The sequence below is a fragment of the Candidatus Hydrogenedentota bacterium genome, assembly GCA_035450225.1.
Classification (GTDB): Bacteria; Hydrogenedentota; Hydrogenedentia; order Hydrogenedentales; family SLHB01; genus DSVR01.
The window spans coordinates 83,804-99,516 of the sequence record DAOTMJ010000012.1 but is presented as its reverse complement, the minus strand read 5'-3'; the positions used below and the strand labels follow the sequence as shown (position 1 = coordinate 99,516).

Genomic DNA, 15,713 nt, shown 5'->3' with positions numbered 1-15,713 from the left:
AGCCTCACGCATCGCGCGGCATTGGCACAAGGCTATCAGGTTTGACGATGCCCGCTCAAGCACGCTCGCCACGCCGCCAGTATTCCAGCAGATCGCCCAGCAGATCGGCGAACGATATTTCAGGCGACCAGCCGGTTCGTTCGGTCAATTTCGCGTGCGTCCCCCACAGTTCGGGAACATCCACCGGCCGCATGCGTCCGGCGTCCTGCTCGACGCGGATGGGAACCGCGGCCATGCCCAGCAATGCTTCCAGCGCTTCGCGGATGGATACCGACACGCCGCTGCACACATTGTAGACTTCGCCGCCCGCGCCCTCGAGAGCCACGGCCTCATACGCCCGGACGACATCCAATACGTGCGAGAAATCGCGGCGCGCCGCGAGATTGCCCACACGGAGCACCGGCTCTTCCTTGCCGGCCTCAATCCGCGCGATCTGGCGAGCAAAACTCGACAAGACGAACGAATCGGACTGTCCGGGGCCGGAATGATTGAACGGGCGCACGCGCACCACATCGAGCAGTCCCGCCGCATGCAGATAACCGCAGTATAAATCCGCCGCCGCCTTGGAAATCGCATACGGATTGGCCGGATTGATCGGATGCCGTTCGTCCATCGGAAGCGATTGGGGCGGACCGTAGACTTCAGCGCTGCCGATGAAGACGAATCGCGCCGACGGAAAGCGACGGCGCACGGCGTCCGTCAACAGAACCGTGCCTTGCAGGTTCACGTCGAAGGCCCGGTGGGGATTGCGTCCCGTTTCCGGCACAAACGTCATGGCGGCCAAATGGAAGACATGGGAGATTTTTTCCCCACACCATGCCGTCAATGCGTCAACGTTGCTTGAATCCGACACGTCGCAGGCAAACCAACCGGGTTCGCCTTCCGGCACGCGAACGTCGCAACAGCGAACGGTCCAGCCCCGTTCGGCCAAGCGCCGGCGGAGGAATCGGCCCACGAATCCGCCCGCGCCGGTTATCAGGGCTTCCCGGTTCATGCGCGCTCGTTCTTGATTTGGCGGGCGATGCGCTCCATGTCGGCGTCCACCATGAGTTCGATCAACTGTTCAAAAGAGGTTTCCGGTGTCCAGCCGAGTTTGGCGCGGGCCTTGGCCGAATTTCCCAGCAACAGGTGAACTTCAGCGGGCCGGTAGAATTCGGGATCCTCGATTACATATTTCTTCCAGTCCAATCCAACGCGGCCGAAGGCGACCTCGCACATGTCGCGGACGGTGTGCGTGCGGTCGCTCGATACGACGTAATCGTCCGGTGCGTCCTGCTGGAGCATAAGCCACATCGCGCGGACATAATCCTTCGCGAAACCCCAGTCGCGCTTGGCTTCGAGATTTCCGAGACGCAATTCATTCTGCAGGCCATGCTTGATCCGCGCGACGCCGTGGGTCACCTTGCGCGTCACGAATTCGAGGCCGCGCCGGGGGGATTCATGATTGAACAGGATGCCGGACACGGCGAAGATGTTGTAACTTTCACGATAATTGACGGTGATCCAGTGTCCATAGAGTTTGGCGACGCCATAGGGACTGCGCGGATAGAAAGGCGTTTTTTCCGTTTGCGGCGTTTCCTGAACGTGGCCGAACATTTCGCTCGATGAAGCCTGATAAAAACGGATGGACTTGTCCACGACCCGGATGGCTTCGAGAACGCGCGTCACGCCAAGCGCCGTCACGTCGCCCGTGAGTATCGGCTGTTTCCACGAGGTCGGCACGAACGACATTGCCGCGAGGTTGTAAATCTCGCGCGGGCGGATGTCGTGCAGGATTTCGATCAGCGAAACCTGGTCGGTCAGGTCTGCCTGAAGGAGCCTGATCTTGTCCTTGATGTGCGTAATCCGCTCAAACGTTTCCGTGCTCGCGCGGCGCACGATGCCGTAGACTTCGTACCCTTTCTCCAGGAGCAATTCGGCAAGATATGACCCGTCTTGTCCGGTAATACCCGTGATCAGGGCCCTTCGTGGTGTTGCTTCCGGCATATTATCGTCTCCTCCTGTGATGATTGAATACTTTCCCGGAACGTCCGCGATGGACAGTCAATTTATTGTGGGTTAAGATGATTTTCAGGCCAATTGAGGAACTTCGAATCCTTCGCGATATTCGCGCTTGAGCAACGGGTTGGCCTGTGCGGCATCCGGGCCGGTGAACTGTTCCGAGGCCGGATCGAAGGTTAGTGTTGCGCCGAGGCGGTAGGCGATATTGCCGAGATGGCAATGCGCGGAAGCGATGTGGCCCACCCGCGCAGGCGCGGGGTTGTCTTCCGGTTTACGGGAACGCACGGCGCGGATAAAACTGGCGTAATGGTTGCCGCCGACCGTGATGTCCTCGCCGGGGCCCTTCTCGTCCGGAATTTCCTTGTTGTTCTTGTCGAAAAACTTTCCATCAACCATGTAACCGTTCGATCCATAGAAGAGATTGCCGATGCGCGCGCCAGCCTCGTCGTTCGTGGCGCGTCCGCGCACCTCGAACACGAGCATCGTGCCGTCCGCATAGGCGAACGTGCAGATTTGCGTGTTCGCGGTTTCGCCTTGATCCGTGTAGCCGAAACGGCCGCCCATGCTCGCGATGCGCACGGGGAGGCCCTTGTTCATGCCCCATATCGCAACGTCCATCTGATGTACGCCCTGGTTTCCCAGGTCGCCGTTGCCATAGTTCCAGAACCAGTGCCAGTTGTAATGGACGTACAGGTCGCAGTACGGCTCTTCCTTGGCCGGTCCCTGCCAAAGCGGCCAATCCAGATGCGCGGGCGGTTCCTTGGGTTCGCCCGTGCCGATGGAGTCGCGGTTTTTGAAGCACAACGCGCGCGCCATATAGATGTCCCCGATCACGCCTTCCTGCAAACGCTGTATTGCGCGGGCCCAATCGCGTTCCGAACGGCGCTGCGTGCCGTGCATGACGACGCGGTTGAATTTTTCGGCGGCGGCCACTAATTGGCGACCTTCCCAGACTTCATGCGAGAGCGGCTTCTCCACGTATACATCCTTGCCGGCTTGACACGCCCACACCGAGCCGAGTGAATGCCAATGGTTCGGTGTCGCGAAACTGACGGCGTCAATGTCCTTGTCGGCCATGAGATCGCGCATGTCGCGAAAACGCTTGGGCTTTTTGCCGGTTTTCTTTTCGAGTTCGGCGGCGCGCTCCTCGAGCACGTGCGCGTCCACATCGCATAACGCGACGACTTCCGAATCCGGGAGGTCTGAAAATCCGTCTATATGACTGCCGCCGCGCCCGTGAATGCCGACGCAGGCCACGCGAATGCGTTCGTTCGCGCCGAATACCGTCCCGCGTCCCATTGTTCCCGCCACTAATGCCGCCGACGCCGTTGCGCCCAAGAACTGTCTCCGCGTGAATTCCATGGCTCTTCCTCCGTTATCCGGTTGGCCTATCCGTTCTTTTCGGTTATCATCGGCCTATCGCGGGTCCGCCTGCAAGTTTTTGACGGCCAGGAGGCGTGTTTTGTCCATTGCGTTGCTGCTGTTCCTGATAAGCGCCGGTACGGAACGACCGGCTGAATGTCCCATCATCGGCGCGATTCGATGGGATGGTTGGTTTCCGGGCAATCCGTGGGAGAAGAACCTCGCTCCAAAAGAATGGCGTTACCGCCTGCCGTTCTACGGCAAGATCGCGGAAGACGGATCGTGCCAAGTCTGTTCGGACTCGCAGGAGACGATGGATCGCGAAATCGCCCATGCTAAGGCCGGCGGTATTGCGTATTGGGCATTTTGTTACTACCATCCCAAATCGTGGCCGCAGGCCGATGCGTACAATTATGGCTGGCGGCGTTATCTCAAGAGCGAACGCAAAAAAGACGTGAACTTCTGCCTGCTGCTTCAGGGCGGTTCTCACTTGGGACCTGCCGCCGAGTGGGCGGCGACCGCCGGCGAATTCGTCGGCCTGTTCAAGGAACCCACCTACCAGCGCGTCTGTGGCGATCGCCCGCTGCTTTACGTGTTTGCCTGTGAACATCTCATTCCCCATTTTGGATCGCCGGAAGCCGCCGGAAAAGCGTTTGCGCTTCTCCGGGAAGAAAGCCGGAAGGCCGGAACGGGCGATCCCTACATCGTGGCGCAAATCTGGACGCATCAGATTCAAGCCGATTTTCTCGACGCGATTCGCTTCGACGCCTTGGGCGCCTACAGCGCGCAAGGCGGGAAAGGCGGGAAGCAGTCGTATGCCGATTTGATCGAATCCAACCGCTCCTACTGGGAGCGATACAAGGCTTCGGGACGCGAAGTGGCGCCGACCGTCAATGCGGGGTGGGATGGACGGCCTCGCAACTACGACGGGCCGTGGTATGAACAGGGAACCCCGCGGGAAATCGCCGCAGCCGTCAAAGGCGCATTCGATTGGATTCGCGCAAATGAGGCCGTTTCGCCCGCGCGAACCGTCCTCGTCTATGCGTGGAACGAACACGACGAAGGCGGCTGGCTTTGCCCGACGCTTGAAGAAGGCGCCGCCCGGCTCGAGGCCATACGCGCCATGCGCGACGCCTACAAACCCTGATTGGGTGAAACAACGGGCACAATCAACCAGATCCTACGGCCAAATTCGTCGGCCCCAGAACGCCCTCCTCGCCCACAGATTGGACGCAAGATCCGCTTTCGATTAGGGTGCGCACCCCGTGTCCTATTGCATGAACGGGCGGATCGCGTCGAACGATAGAAATTTTTCGCGCGGCTTTCCGTGCATTTCCCCGCGCCGAATTTCTTCCTCGTCAATGCGCCGCCAGTCAGAATAGGAAACCGGTTCGACATGCCGGCTGTGCAGCAGCTCGGCCATTCCGCGCGGATTTCGCTTGGGTAACGAGGGAGCATCTTCCATGAGACATGTCACGGTTTCGAAACTGTCGGCCTTATCGTTGCCGATGAGACCGGTGGGTCCGCGCTTCATCCATCCGCTCACGTAGAGTCCGGGCACGGCTTCGCCGTTGTCGATCACACGGCCTTTGTCGTTGGGGACGATCCCTCGCGCCGGTTCAAACGGCACGCCGGGAAGGGGTTTCCCGCGGTGGCCAATGCTTGTGAAAACAAGTCCGCAGTCCAGATCCACGAATTCCCCTGTGCCGGTTGCGATCAGATGGCCGGGGGCTCCCGTCAAACGATTACGTTCAAAGCGGATGGATTCAACGCGATCGTTTCCGTACAGTGCGGCCGGACTCAACAGAAATCGGAGATGGATATTTTTGGGCCTTGCGGAAGAAAATCCGGACAATGCCTGCAACACATCCATTGTTCTTCTTGCGGCATGATTGTCCGGGGCGTCGAGTTCGGCCTGGCTGGCTTCGTCCAGGATAAGATCTTCCGGCCGGATCAGGAGGCGGGCGTCGGGGAGGTTTCCCAATTCGGCGATTTCCTGCGAGGCGAATCGCGCCTGCGCCGGGCCGCGGCGTCCGATGAGAAAAATGTCGCGAATCCGGCTGGCCTGCAAGGCATTCAAGGCATAGTCCGGCATGTCGGTTTTCCGAAGAGTATGGTCGGATTGCGCGAGGATGCGCGCCGCATCCACCGCGACATTGCCGTGGCCGATGATGACGGCCGTGGACGAATCGAGCGCGAACGTTCGATGTGCGAAGTCCGGATGGCCGTTGTACCACCGGGCAAAGTCCGCGGCGGGCACGCAGCCGGGCAATGCCGCGCCGGGAATATCGAGCGGGGCGGGTTCTTCCAGACCGCAGGCTAGGATAACGGCGCTGTAATGCGTCCGAAGTTCGTCCACCGACACGTCCCGGCCGATGGCGACGTTTCCCCGGTAGACGAAACGGTCGCTCGAAGCGATGCGGTTGAAAATACGGATGACGGATCGGATTTTTGGATGGTCGGGCGCCACGCCGTAACGCACGAGTCCAAACGGCGCGGGCAATTTCTCGAACAAATCCACGCGGGCGTGTTGATCATGGGCCAAAAGAGCCTGCGCCGCATAGAATCCCGAGGGTCCCGCGCCGACAATGGCGACGTGCATGGCGCTCATTCGACCACCTTTCCCAGGGCTTGCAAGGTGAGGCGGGCCGTGTTTTCCCATGAGAACAACCGGCTGCGGGCGATGCCCTTGGCGGAAAGATCCGCGCGCAGCGACGCATCGGCCAGAAGACGTTCCAGTCCGTTGCGAATTGAGGAAATGTCGAACGGATCCACGAGCACGGCGGCTTCCCCTGCGACTTCGGGCAGCGAAGAACAGTTCGACGCAATGACCGGTGTGCCGCACGCCATCGCCTCGAGGACGGGAAGGCCAAATCCTTCCCACAACGAGACAAGCGCAAGCGCGTCGGCGCAGGATATCAGTCCCGGCAGATCTTCTTCCGGGACAAATCCCAGGAAACGAATGGCGTCGTGTGCCGGTGAACACCGGGCAGCCTCATAAATGCCGCTGGTCAGCCAGCCTTCGTCACCGGCAATAATCAGTTCGTGGGGCAAATCGGATCGTCCGGCGCGCAAGGCGGCAAAGGCCTCCATCAGACGCACAAGATTTTTGCGCGGTTGGATGCGGCCAAGATAAAGCAGGTACGGCGCGACGAGACGATATTTTTCACGGATAAAACGGCATTGGGCCGTGTCGGCGCCGGGCCGGAACGTGGCCGAGACGCCCAGCGGCGTCACCGTGATGCGCGAGGCCGGAATGCCTAATTGGGCGGTCATGTCGTCGGCGGTGGCTTGGCTTATGGCAAGCCAGTGCGTGGCGACACAGGCCGCGGTGCGTGTATAAATCCGCGCACGCGTACGCGCACGCCACGTAAAATAGCCACCATAATCGAAATAGGCTAGATCCAGTACCGTCGCGACGCGCGGACATCGGCAGGCAATCGGCAATTGAAGTCCCGGGGAAAGAAATACGTCCGGCGGATGATGCCGGAGTTCTGCGGCCAGGATGCGCTGTGTCCAGAAACGCCCGGGGGGCAGTATTCGGATTTCCGTGTTGGTTTCGTCCACGGGAAAACCGGCGCGCGCCGCCCGGTCGAGATACACACGGAACCGTGCGCCGCCAAGGGTCTGCATGGCGCGCAGAAGTTCAAGGCAATAGTTTCCGATGCCGGCGCGCTTCGGTTCGTTCGCGGCGCGTCCATCAAGGCCGACAATCATGGTTTGTTCCAGGGACTATACATGCGCGTGCCAAGTGCGCTAAGATGACGGGGACATTATAGCGGGAAGGTCCTGCCGTATCGAAACGGCGCGAAAGGATGTCGTATGTCGAATGAAAAAACGACCCTGGAACAACGGGTGGCGCGGTTGGCATGGCGGATGGTCGTATTCGGCCTCTTGGCGGGTGTTGTGGCCGGAGGGCTTAGTCTTACCATGCCCAATCGGTACCGCGCGACATCGGTTTTGCTGCTGGCGCCGTTGCCGATCACGCCGTCGGACACTCCGGGCCGGGCCTTTGCGCCTTCTTCTCCCGCGGCCCAGGTCGGCCAGTTGCTTGTCAGGCCCTTGTCCGTTCCCGACTATAAATTGATGTTTACCAGCGATGAAATTCTCCGCGGACTTCGTGACAAGATGATCTCGCTTCTCTCGGATCCGAAACAGAAAAAATCGGTTTCAACGAATGCGATTCGCGCGGCCATGGAAGTGACAACACGCATCCTCAAGCAATCGAGCATCGAAGTCGAATATCAACCTGTCATCGAATTGAGCTACGTCTCTTCTTCGCCGGAGTTGGCCGCGACCATGGCGAACGAATGGGCACGGCTTGCCATCGAAATGGCCGGTAAACTCGCCTCGAAAGGCCGGGAAGGCATGATTGATTTTCTCCAGAACAGCCTCGACTCCAAACTGGCGGAACTGGAAGCGGTGGACAGTGAAATCGAGCGTTTGGACAGTGAAATGCCCGTTGATATTTGGACGACGCGCGTACAGGATCTGAGCGGGCAAATCTCCAAATTTCAGATAGAACTCGCGAAATTGAATGCGGATATCGCCGACGCGCAGGGTCAGTTGGCCAAGTTGAGCAAGCAGCGCGAATCCACGCCCCCCGTGAACACACTGCGCAAGGCGCCTCCCGATGCCGCGTATTGGATGATCGAAGGGAGGGAAAAACTCGACAGTTCGAACGTGCTTATCACCGAAGAGACCAATCCCGTCTACACGCAGGTGGCCACATCTGAAACGCTGGTGCAAAGCGAATTGCAGGGCATGCTGGAGCGCAAGACGGCTGTTGAGCAGCAATTGGCCGTGCTTGAACCCCAACTGGCCGATCTCCAGAAAAAGTTGGCCGCGACCGTCCATCGGCGCACGGCCGCGCAGCGCAAGGCGGACGCGTTGACTCAGCAGCAGCAGCAATTGTCGTTGAGCGTTGGCGCGGCTAAAATCGCGGACGCCCAAAAGACGCCTGAAATCAAGTTGATGTCCGAAGCGAATGTGCCGGACCGCAAGTCGGGTCCGCAGCGTTCGCTGATGGTGGCGGCGGCGGCGCTGCTCGCGATGGCCGCCGTTGCGGCCCACTTCTTCGTGCTTGGCGCTCTACGCCAAGAACGATGAGGAACGCGGGAGACGCCTCGGTTTGTTTTACCCTTTGACCCGAAAACGTTCGGGCAGCAGCGCTTTGATTTCATGCAGGGGAACGACACCGCCCACGATGCCCAGCGCGAGGAAGGCAAACCATGCCGCCACACGCCCGGGGACGGCTTGGCTCCACGCCAGGATTCCCAGTGAAAACAGCATGAAGATATGCGCCAGGACGTGGCGCCGCAAGTCAATCGGCAATCCGTTGCAACGAACGGCCCACGTCTGCGCGGCATTGCTGAACGCCATGGCGGTCACAGCCGCCCATCCGGCGCCGGCGAGACCCAGCCGGGGTATCAAAATCAGATTCGCGGCAACGGCCACCAGCGCCGTGGCGGCGTTGATCATCGTGACGACACGCGGTTTGCCCAGCGCGATGAGACTTTGTCCCATGATGCCGGCCTGAAGCCCAAGACAAACCGACACCAGCACGGGCGCAAAAGCCGGCAAGGCATTCAGATACTCCGCCGTGAACAGAATGGCAATCAGCCTTTCCTGGATGGCCAAGGCGGCAAGAATGCCGAGATAACAAACAAAAACAGTTATGTTTGATACGCGATCCAACAGATGCGCGGCTCGTTCCCATTCGCCTTGTGCAATCAGATACGATGCATTCGGCAGATACGGCACCAGCGCGGCCTGCAAAATCCGCGACCCGTATCCCGCAAGACGCTTGGCGCCCAGTTCGTAATACGCCACGGCCGCCGGACCCAGCATGGCAGCCACCAGCACGCTGTCGAATCGGACAAAAGCAAACGTCAACAGGTTGTTGACATAGAGCGGCGCGCTGAACGACAACGACTCGCGGTAGGCCTCCCAGTCGAGCCGAAGCCGCCTTCCCTCCGTCAACAGGAGGTAGGAAATCAGGGCCGATGCCGCATATCCCGCCAAGGCCGCCAGCATTAGGCCGGGCAACCCCGCCTTCAGATACCCGACTGCAACGGCCACAAGGACGAAGTTGGCCAACGCACCCGCAATCAACCCTGACGCCCGCAGGCCGTACCGGTTCAATCCCGCCTGGATGGCCAGCACGTTCTCGCGAAAGTTTTCAAAAAACACGATAATCGGTAGTATCCAGAGGAACGGATAGAGTCCTACCCAATTCTCGTTTGCGGAAATCAACCGGGGATCCCGCAGCAGCCCCCATGCGATATAGATCAAAGCCGCCAATCCCAGCGACGTGGCGCACTGGAAGCCCAGCGCGGAGGCAATCAAGCGGTCCCTGTCCTTGACCGGCGCCGCCGCAACCAGTTTCGGGAGCGCCGACCAGAGTCCGCCATTGTTCACCAGGGTCAGGAAGTCGGCTGCAAGGATCAGGAGCGTAAACACGCCCACGGCAACGCCGCCCTGCAACACGCGCGTGAAAATCATGGCGCCGCCGAGTTGGCATGCCATCGAGATCAACATGCCCGACGCGGACAACACCGCTCCCTGTAAAATCACACGCTTCGCGTACATGGCTCTCCCGCGCGATTGTCGCACCCGCAACCGTTGGGGTGCGTGACTGTGGTCGCCATCGTAATCGAAACGGCGCTTGAATTCCCAATCCGGCAGGCTTTCGGGTAGGATTGCCGTCATGCAAGAAGGAGGAGATTGTCCGATGCGACTATCACGCCGTAGTTTTTTGGGCAGCGCCGCGGCGGCTTGCGCGGCGGCGCCGGTATGGGCACAAGCGGAGGGGCAGGACATGAAGCCGCCACGAATCATTTATTACAACAATTTCGCTTCGCATCTGCTGTGCGCGTTCAATCCAAACATGTATTATCCCGATCTTCCCCATCGCTGGTCCGACGACGACTGGCGGCGCCTGATAGACATGATCGCCCGTTTCGGCTTCAACGTCTTCGAGTTCTGGCTTGAACCCCGGTTGTTCTGCCGGGAAGCACTGGCCTCGCCGGTTGGAACCGAATTTGCCCGGCAGATGAACGCGGTCATCGAACACGCCCACGCGCGCGGCATGCAGGCCGAGATGATCGTGGCCATTGCGACCGTCGGAGAACAGTGGCGGACGCTTTGCCCGAACCTGCCCAACGAGTGGGCTGAAATTCGTTTTCTATGGGACGCATGGGTGCGGCGTTTTCCCGCTCTCGACATTGCGGGGATCTTTCCCGGCGATCCGGGCGCGTGTTCCCGCAACGGATGCACCGCGGAAACCTACATAGACAAATCCATCGAGATTGCGGTCATGCTCGACACGATCCGGCCCGGCATCGGCATCGAATTCAACACATGGGGGCCGCCGTTTTTCGGTTGGGGAAACATCCACATGCCGCCCGGCAGTCGCGGCGAGTTTATCCCGGAAGATCAGGCGTCGGCATGGACCTTCTCGAAGGATCGCGCGGATCGTTCAATGAATCACCTGCTGAAACGGCTCGGAGAATTTCCCGAACACACGGCGATTTCGATCAATATGGGTTTCAACAGCGATGGCAATCCAACGGGGGATCAGGATGCGCGCCCGTGGGCGAACGCCATCGCCAAAACGCGCCGCATCCTGACCTGGGATTTCAGCCTGACGGAAGGGGAAAACGCCGTGTATCCGCATTATCGTTTCACGCGGCTATTCCAACGACGGAAGGAGGAACGGGCTGCCGCGCCCTATTCCGGCGGCATCTGTTTCACGATGACACCGCTGCTGAACCAGTTGTCGCTGTATGAGGCGGCGCAGTCTTTCAGGAATTGCGATGGCGACCCGCATCGGTTGGCCGGCGATTTTATGGCGGACATTTTTGGGGAAGCGGGACGGTCTTTTGTTCCGGACTACCGATTGTTCGAAATCATACCCGATTGGGGCTGTTACGATGTGGTAAAAATGCCGCGCGCGGAATATCACCGGCGCATGGCCGCCTTTGCCGACCGTCTTGAAGACGCAAAAGGCTCGATCAACCACGCAGTGGTTTTGCATCCCGATCCGGAAACCTACCGTGCGGAACTGGCGTTTTTTGCCAGGCTCTTTGCCGATCTGACGGCGCCTGCTCCCGATTACGACTTGCTGAAAAAGACCTATTGGAACCATGTGTACAGAATCTACGACTGTTTGCCTGACCACGTGGATCCGCGACCGCGCGCCAACACGGATCGCTTCATCCGTCATTTCGCCGAATGGAGCACATAACCCCCTTTGTCGCGTTGCCGGATTTCGTAATTCGCTGTATCGTGATCGGGGGATCCCCTTCAGTGGATCCCGTTTGTGCCGCCGACAACGGGCAAGGAAACCGTGAAAATGCTTCCTTTGCCCGGAGCGCTTTCAACAACGATTCGCCCTTCATGGAGTTCGACGAGCCGCTTTACCAATGTTAGGCCGAGGCCCGTTCCCGGTACGTGAATCGAAAATTTGTTCTTGGCCCGGTAAAACTCGTCGAATATGTGCTCTTTTTCCTCCGGGCTCATTCCGATTCCATCGTCCTGCACGGAAATGGTTAGATACATCGGATTGCCGGCGAGTGTCACGTAAACATTGCCCTGTGCGGGCGTGTATTTGATGGCGTTGTCAATGAGATTCGAGATTACGATTCCCATGGAATCCGCATCGGCCAGAACGGAGGAATCTGAACCGTCGAGGAATTCCATGGATAGCCGGATGTCTTTTTCCCCGGCTTTTTCCCGAAAGTTTTCGACGGCTTGTTCGATGACGTGTTTCAGGGGGATTCGAGATCGCCGGATCGTGAAATGGCCTGTTTCAAGGGCCGTCAAATTGAGCAGGTCGTTGATCATGTTGCGGAGTGTCCGCGCCCGCAGCAGCGCCCGTTCGAGCACGGACCGCTCATATTCGGGATCGTTTTTCGATACCCCGCCCAGCACGGCGTTGAGTTGGCCCTCGATGGCGGCCAACGGGCTTTTTACCTCGTGCGCCACCATTGAGATGAACATGGACTTGGCCGTTTCAAGTTTTTTCAGCGCTGAAATGTCGCGCATGACGGCCACGGCGCCGGAGGTTTCACCGTTGGGTTCGAGGACCGGGCTGACATTGACCATATAGACTCCCTTTTCGATGTTTACCTCGCGCGAGGCAATGCCGGGAGCGTCTTGTGGGTCGATCGCCTCGTTCATGAGCGCCTGCAACTCCTCGCAGCCGAGCTGGTCCAGCGGGATTGAAAAATTCGGTTCGGCGAGAGCGGGGAGCATACGCGCGGCGGCGCCGTTTCGCAATACGATTTGCCGGTCGCGGTTTGCGACAATTACGCCGTCCGTCATGCAACTGATGATGGTGCTGCATTTCGATCGTTCGACAGCCACTTCGAGCAGGCGTCGCTCGCGTTCTTCCCGCAGCCTTTTTGTCTCGATATTCAATGCGCGCCGCTCGAGGCCGTTGCGAACGGGCAGCAGCAGTTCGTCGGGCGTGAATGGTTTGGGAATATAGCCGTAAGCGCCCCGACGCGTGGCCTCGACGGCGGTATCGATCGCCGCATACGCGGTGATGACAAAAATCACAACCTCTTCGTCCAGCGCCTTGAGCCGCTCGATAAGTTCGAGACCACCCATCCGCGGCATCTTCAAATCCACCAGGGCAACCGCCACGTCGCCGCGCTTCTCGAATAGTTCAAGGGCCGCAAATCCATCCGGCGCGGTGTCCACGACGTAGCCTTCCGCGCCAAGGATCTTGCTGCACCCCTCGCGCATGCCCGGCTCATCATCCACTACCAGAATTCGGGTCGTTTCGTTTCCCATCTGTATTCCTCGCCGGCATGCGGCCTACAGGCGTGCGGGGCCATGGGTATGCCGATGTCGCATCGTATCAATTCCCTCCGGGAATCTTCCCAAGAATTTCGGCGATCTTAGCCAGCAACTGTCGTGGATTCACGGGCTTTTCCAGAAAGGCCGAAACGTGCATCGCTTCGAGATCCTCCGGGCCCGTCGGGCGAAAATCAAAACCGCGCTGGCTTCCGGCCGCCGTGATAATGATGACGGGAATGTGCCGCAACGACGGGTTTTCCTTGAGACAACGCGAAAAAACGAACCCGGAATCGAGCGATTCCATCATCAAGTCGGTTATGACGAGATCCGGTTTTTCCGTTTCAAGGCAAGCCATGGCTTCTGCGGTGCTTGTAAAAGATAACACCTTATAGCCATTGTCGGTCAACAGACGCGATATTACGTCCACGATATCAATGTCGTCATCCACCAGCATGATGACGGGGACGTCATGTTCCACCACGGATTTCTGCCTCCTCTCTGGTAGGCGCCAGGGCATCACCGGTGTCCGATCCAAAGGGCAAGAGAATGGTAAACGTGGTGCCTTTGCCCGGATTGCTTTCGACACTAATGTCCCCGGAATGCATTTTGATGATCCCATAGGCGATGGCAAGGCCCAATCCCGTGCCCTTGCCCATTTCCTTGGTCGTGAAGAAGGGGGTAAACAGACGGGAAAGATGCTCTTCCGGGATGCCGTCGCCATTGTCGTCCACCCGGATTTCGACTTCATGGCCGGATTGTGCACGGGCGGCGGATACGGTAACCCGGCCCCCGTCGTGCGTTATGGCCTCAATGCCGTTGCGCATGAGATTGACGAGTACCTGTTTGATCTGTTCGGCGTCAATCATCACGACCGGAAGATCCGGAGCGATTTCAAAGGACAACTCCACGCCCGCGGATTGGGCGCGGGGTCCCATGATGGCCTCGATTTCCCTGAACAAATGCACAAGATCGGTGGGCGCCTTCGATACGCGGGATTGCCGCGCAAAATCCAGAAGGCTTCGCACAATGCCCTTGCAGCGGGTCGCCTCGCGCACGATCATTTCCAGATCTCCCCGCATCGGATCGCCTTCCGAAATGGATCGCAGCAACATGTGCGAATAAATCAGCACCGTGCCCAGCGGATTGTTGATTTCATGGGCCACGCCCGCGGACAGTTGACCCATCGAGGCAAGCCGCTCCGTCTGAACCAGCCGTTGTTGCGTCGCGGCCAGTTCCCGGTTGGATTGGTGAAGCTGTTCACAAGTGGTTTCCAGTTGATCAACGAGATAAGGCAGGCACATGGTCGCTTCCGCCAGTCCCTGGCATACGGCTATTGCCTTTTCGCGACAGGTCGGATATCCGCACGCCCCGCAGTTCAAGTGATCCTCGGGCGAAAATTTCCGCATCGTCTGTAATACGTGCGTAATCTCTTCTTCGGTGGGCTGTGGCAATATCAAGTTTTCGTCGGAAAATTGGCGACCCAGAGCCAGCGCCTTGAATTCGTTCTGCGCAGACCCGGCATAATCGGAGGCGGCATGGCGGGCCTGTTGCTGGATGAATTCCGTCAGGATGCCCTTACGGGCATGAACGCCCAGTTCGTTCAGCATTTTGGGCCCGCTGATACATCCTTCACAAAAGAGCAGATCCACGAACTGGGCCCGACAATCTCCCTTGGCGACTTCGTCCAACACGCCCAATACGCGCTCCTTGCCTTCCGTGGACAAGACGTTTGCGTTCAGCACATCCCAGCAGATTCCGGAGGTCCGCAATATGCCGCTCGACAACGGAAAAGACCAGCCCACCACGGCCTGGGGACTGTCAAAGTCGCTCTCCTCGAGCATTTCGGGATTGATGCCATGTTCCTTGAGGAGCATTTCGAGTTCCATGAACGTGAGCACGCTGTCCACCGCACCCGCCACGAAGGGATCGCGAATCTCATTCTTTTTTGCAATGCAAGGCCCGATAAACACGATGCGAAGCAGGTCGTTGGGATACCGGGCCCGAATGGCGCGCGCCACCGCAATCATCGGTGAAACAATGGGGGCGAGCATGTGGCGCAGTTCCGGCATGTATTTTTCGACATACGAAACCACCGCGGGACACGGGGAAGTAATCACGGCGTTTCCATGCTGGCACGACGCCTTGAACAACTTGCTGTATTCGCGGCTGACCAATTCCGCACCGAACGCCACGCTCCAGACTTCTTCAAAGCCCAGACGGCGCAACGCCGTTACAATCTTCCGGGGGGCAACGTGGCTGAAGGCGGCGGGATAGGAAGGCGCCAGGCAGGCAATTACACGAGAACCTTCCGACAACATGCCGATTACTTCCTGCGAACTGTCCTCGATGCGTTTTGCATCTTGGGCGCAGACCTTGACGCAATTACCGCATGCGATGCACCGTTCCTCGATGACCCATGCCTGGCCCTTTTCGACCTTGATGGCCTTGGCCGGACATTCGCGAATGCAGGCGTAGCAACGCTTGCATCGTTCCGGAATGCACGACACGATTCCCATCATCCAGCCTCTTGTTCCGATATCCGC

General features: G+C 58.9%; 12 protein-coding genes. 3 read left to right on the top strand and 9 right to left on the bottom strand.

What is annotated here, in order from left to right; genetic code table 11:
- Nucleotides 1-55: 55 nt before the first annotated feature.
- The 3 genes from P5540_09150 to P5540_09140 all read right to left on the bottom strand — a co-directional run bounded on the left by P5540_09150 (nt 56) and on the right by P5540_09140 (nt 3,363).
- Nucleotides 56-994, bottom strand: coding sequence for a GDP-mannose 4,6-dehydratase (locus P5540_09150; GenBank protein HRT64983.1), 939 nt, complete (start codon nt 992-994; stop codon nt 56-58).
- A complete protein-coding gene (gmd, locus tag P5540_09145; GenBank protein HRT64982.1) occupies nt 991-1,986 on the bottom strand; it encodes a GDP-mannose 4,6-dehydratase in 996 nt (331 codons plus the stop codon). The genes P5540_09150 and gmd overlap by 4 nt, the downstream gene beginning before the upstream one ends.
- An 84-nt stretch (nt 1,987-2,070) precedes the next feature.
- Nucleotides 2,071-3,363 (bottom strand): Gfo/Idh/MocA family oxidoreductase, encoded by a 1,293-nt coding sequence (locus P5540_09140; GenBank protein HRT64981.1) that lies wholly within the window; start codon nt 3,361-3,363, stop codon nt 2,071-2,073.
- A 100-nt stretch (nt 3,364-3,463) separates the two neighbouring features.
- Between P5540_09140 and P5540_09135 the strand changes: the two genes are divergently transcribed.
- Nucleotides 3,464-4,510: a glycoside hydrolase family 99-like domain-containing protein gene (locus tag P5540_09135; GenBank protein HRT64980.1), complete on the top strand. Its 1,047-nt coding sequence runs from the start codon at nt 3,464-3,466 to the stop codon at nt 4,508-4,510.
- A 123-nt stretch (nt 4,511-4,633) separates the two neighbouring features.
- Here the strand turns inward: P5540_09135 and P5540_09130 are convergent, their stop codons facing one another.
- Both P5540_09130 and P5540_09125 read right to left on the bottom strand, forming a co-directional pair.
- The gene (locus P5540_09130) at nt 4,634-5,974 is read right to left on the bottom strand and encodes an FAD-dependent oxidoreductase (GenBank protein ID HRT64979.1); all 1,341 of its coding nucleotides are present in this window, start codon (nt 5,972-5,974) and stop codon (nt 4,634-4,636) included.
- A complete protein-coding gene (locus tag P5540_09125) occupies nt 5,971-7,080 on the bottom strand; it encodes a glycosyltransferase family 1 protein (GenBank protein HRT64978.1) in 1,110 nt (369 codons plus the stop codon). The genes P5540_09130 and P5540_09125 overlap by 4 nt, the downstream gene beginning before the upstream one ends.
- 105 nt (nt 7,081-7,185) lie before the next feature.
- Between P5540_09125 and P5540_09120 the strand changes: the two genes are divergently transcribed.
- On the top strand, nt 7,186-8,472 hold the full coding sequence (locus tag P5540_09120) for a hypothetical protein (GenBank protein HRT64977.1): 1,287 nt from the start codon (nt 7,186-7,188) through the stop codon (nt 8,470-8,472).
- Between the two features lie 27 nt (nt 8,473-8,499).
- On the opposite strand, the gene P5540_09115 is transcribed toward P5540_09120, so the two are convergent.
- Nucleotides 8,500-9,954, bottom strand: coding sequence for an oligosaccharide flippase family protein (locus tag P5540_09115; GenBank protein HRT64976.1), 1,455 nt, complete (start codon nt 9,952-9,954; stop codon nt 8,500-8,502).
- A gap of 142 nt (nt 9,955-10,096) precedes the next feature.
- Here P5540_09115 and P5540_09110 point away from each other — a divergent pair, with 142 nt between their 5' ends.
- Complete coding sequence (locus tag P5540_09110) at nt 10,097-11,611, top strand: twin-arginine translocation signal domain-containing protein (GenBank protein HRT64975.1); 1,515 nt, start codon at nt 10,097-10,099, stop codon at nt 11,609-11,611.
- Between the two features lie 59 nt (nt 11,612-11,670).
- On the opposite strand, the gene P5540_09105 is transcribed toward P5540_09110, so the two are convergent.
- The 3 genes from P5540_09105 to P5540_09095 all read right to left on the bottom strand — a co-directional run bounded on the left by P5540_09105 (nt 11,671) and on the right by P5540_09095 (nt 15,689).
- Nucleotides 11,671-13,164: an ATP-binding protein gene (locus tag P5540_09105; protein HRT64974.1), complete on the bottom strand. Its 1,494-nt coding sequence runs from the start codon at nt 13,162-13,164 to the stop codon at nt 11,671-11,673.
- A gap of 67 nt (nt 13,165-13,231) precedes the next feature.
- Entirely contained in the window at nt 13,232-13,651 is a 420-nt protein-coding gene (locus P5540_09100; protein HRT64973.1) for a response regulator, read from the bottom strand.
- Nucleotides 13,638-15,689 carry a [Fe-Fe] hydrogenase large subunit C-terminal domain-containing protein gene (locus tag P5540_09095; GenBank protein HRT64972.1) on the bottom strand — a complete coding sequence of 684 codons (2,052 nt, stop codon included), beginning with the start codon at nt 15,687-15,689 and terminating at the stop codon, nt 13,638-13,640. Before P5540_09095 ends, P5540_09100 begins: the two co-directional genes overlap by 14 nt.
- Nucleotides 15,690-15,713 lie beyond the last annotated feature (24 nt).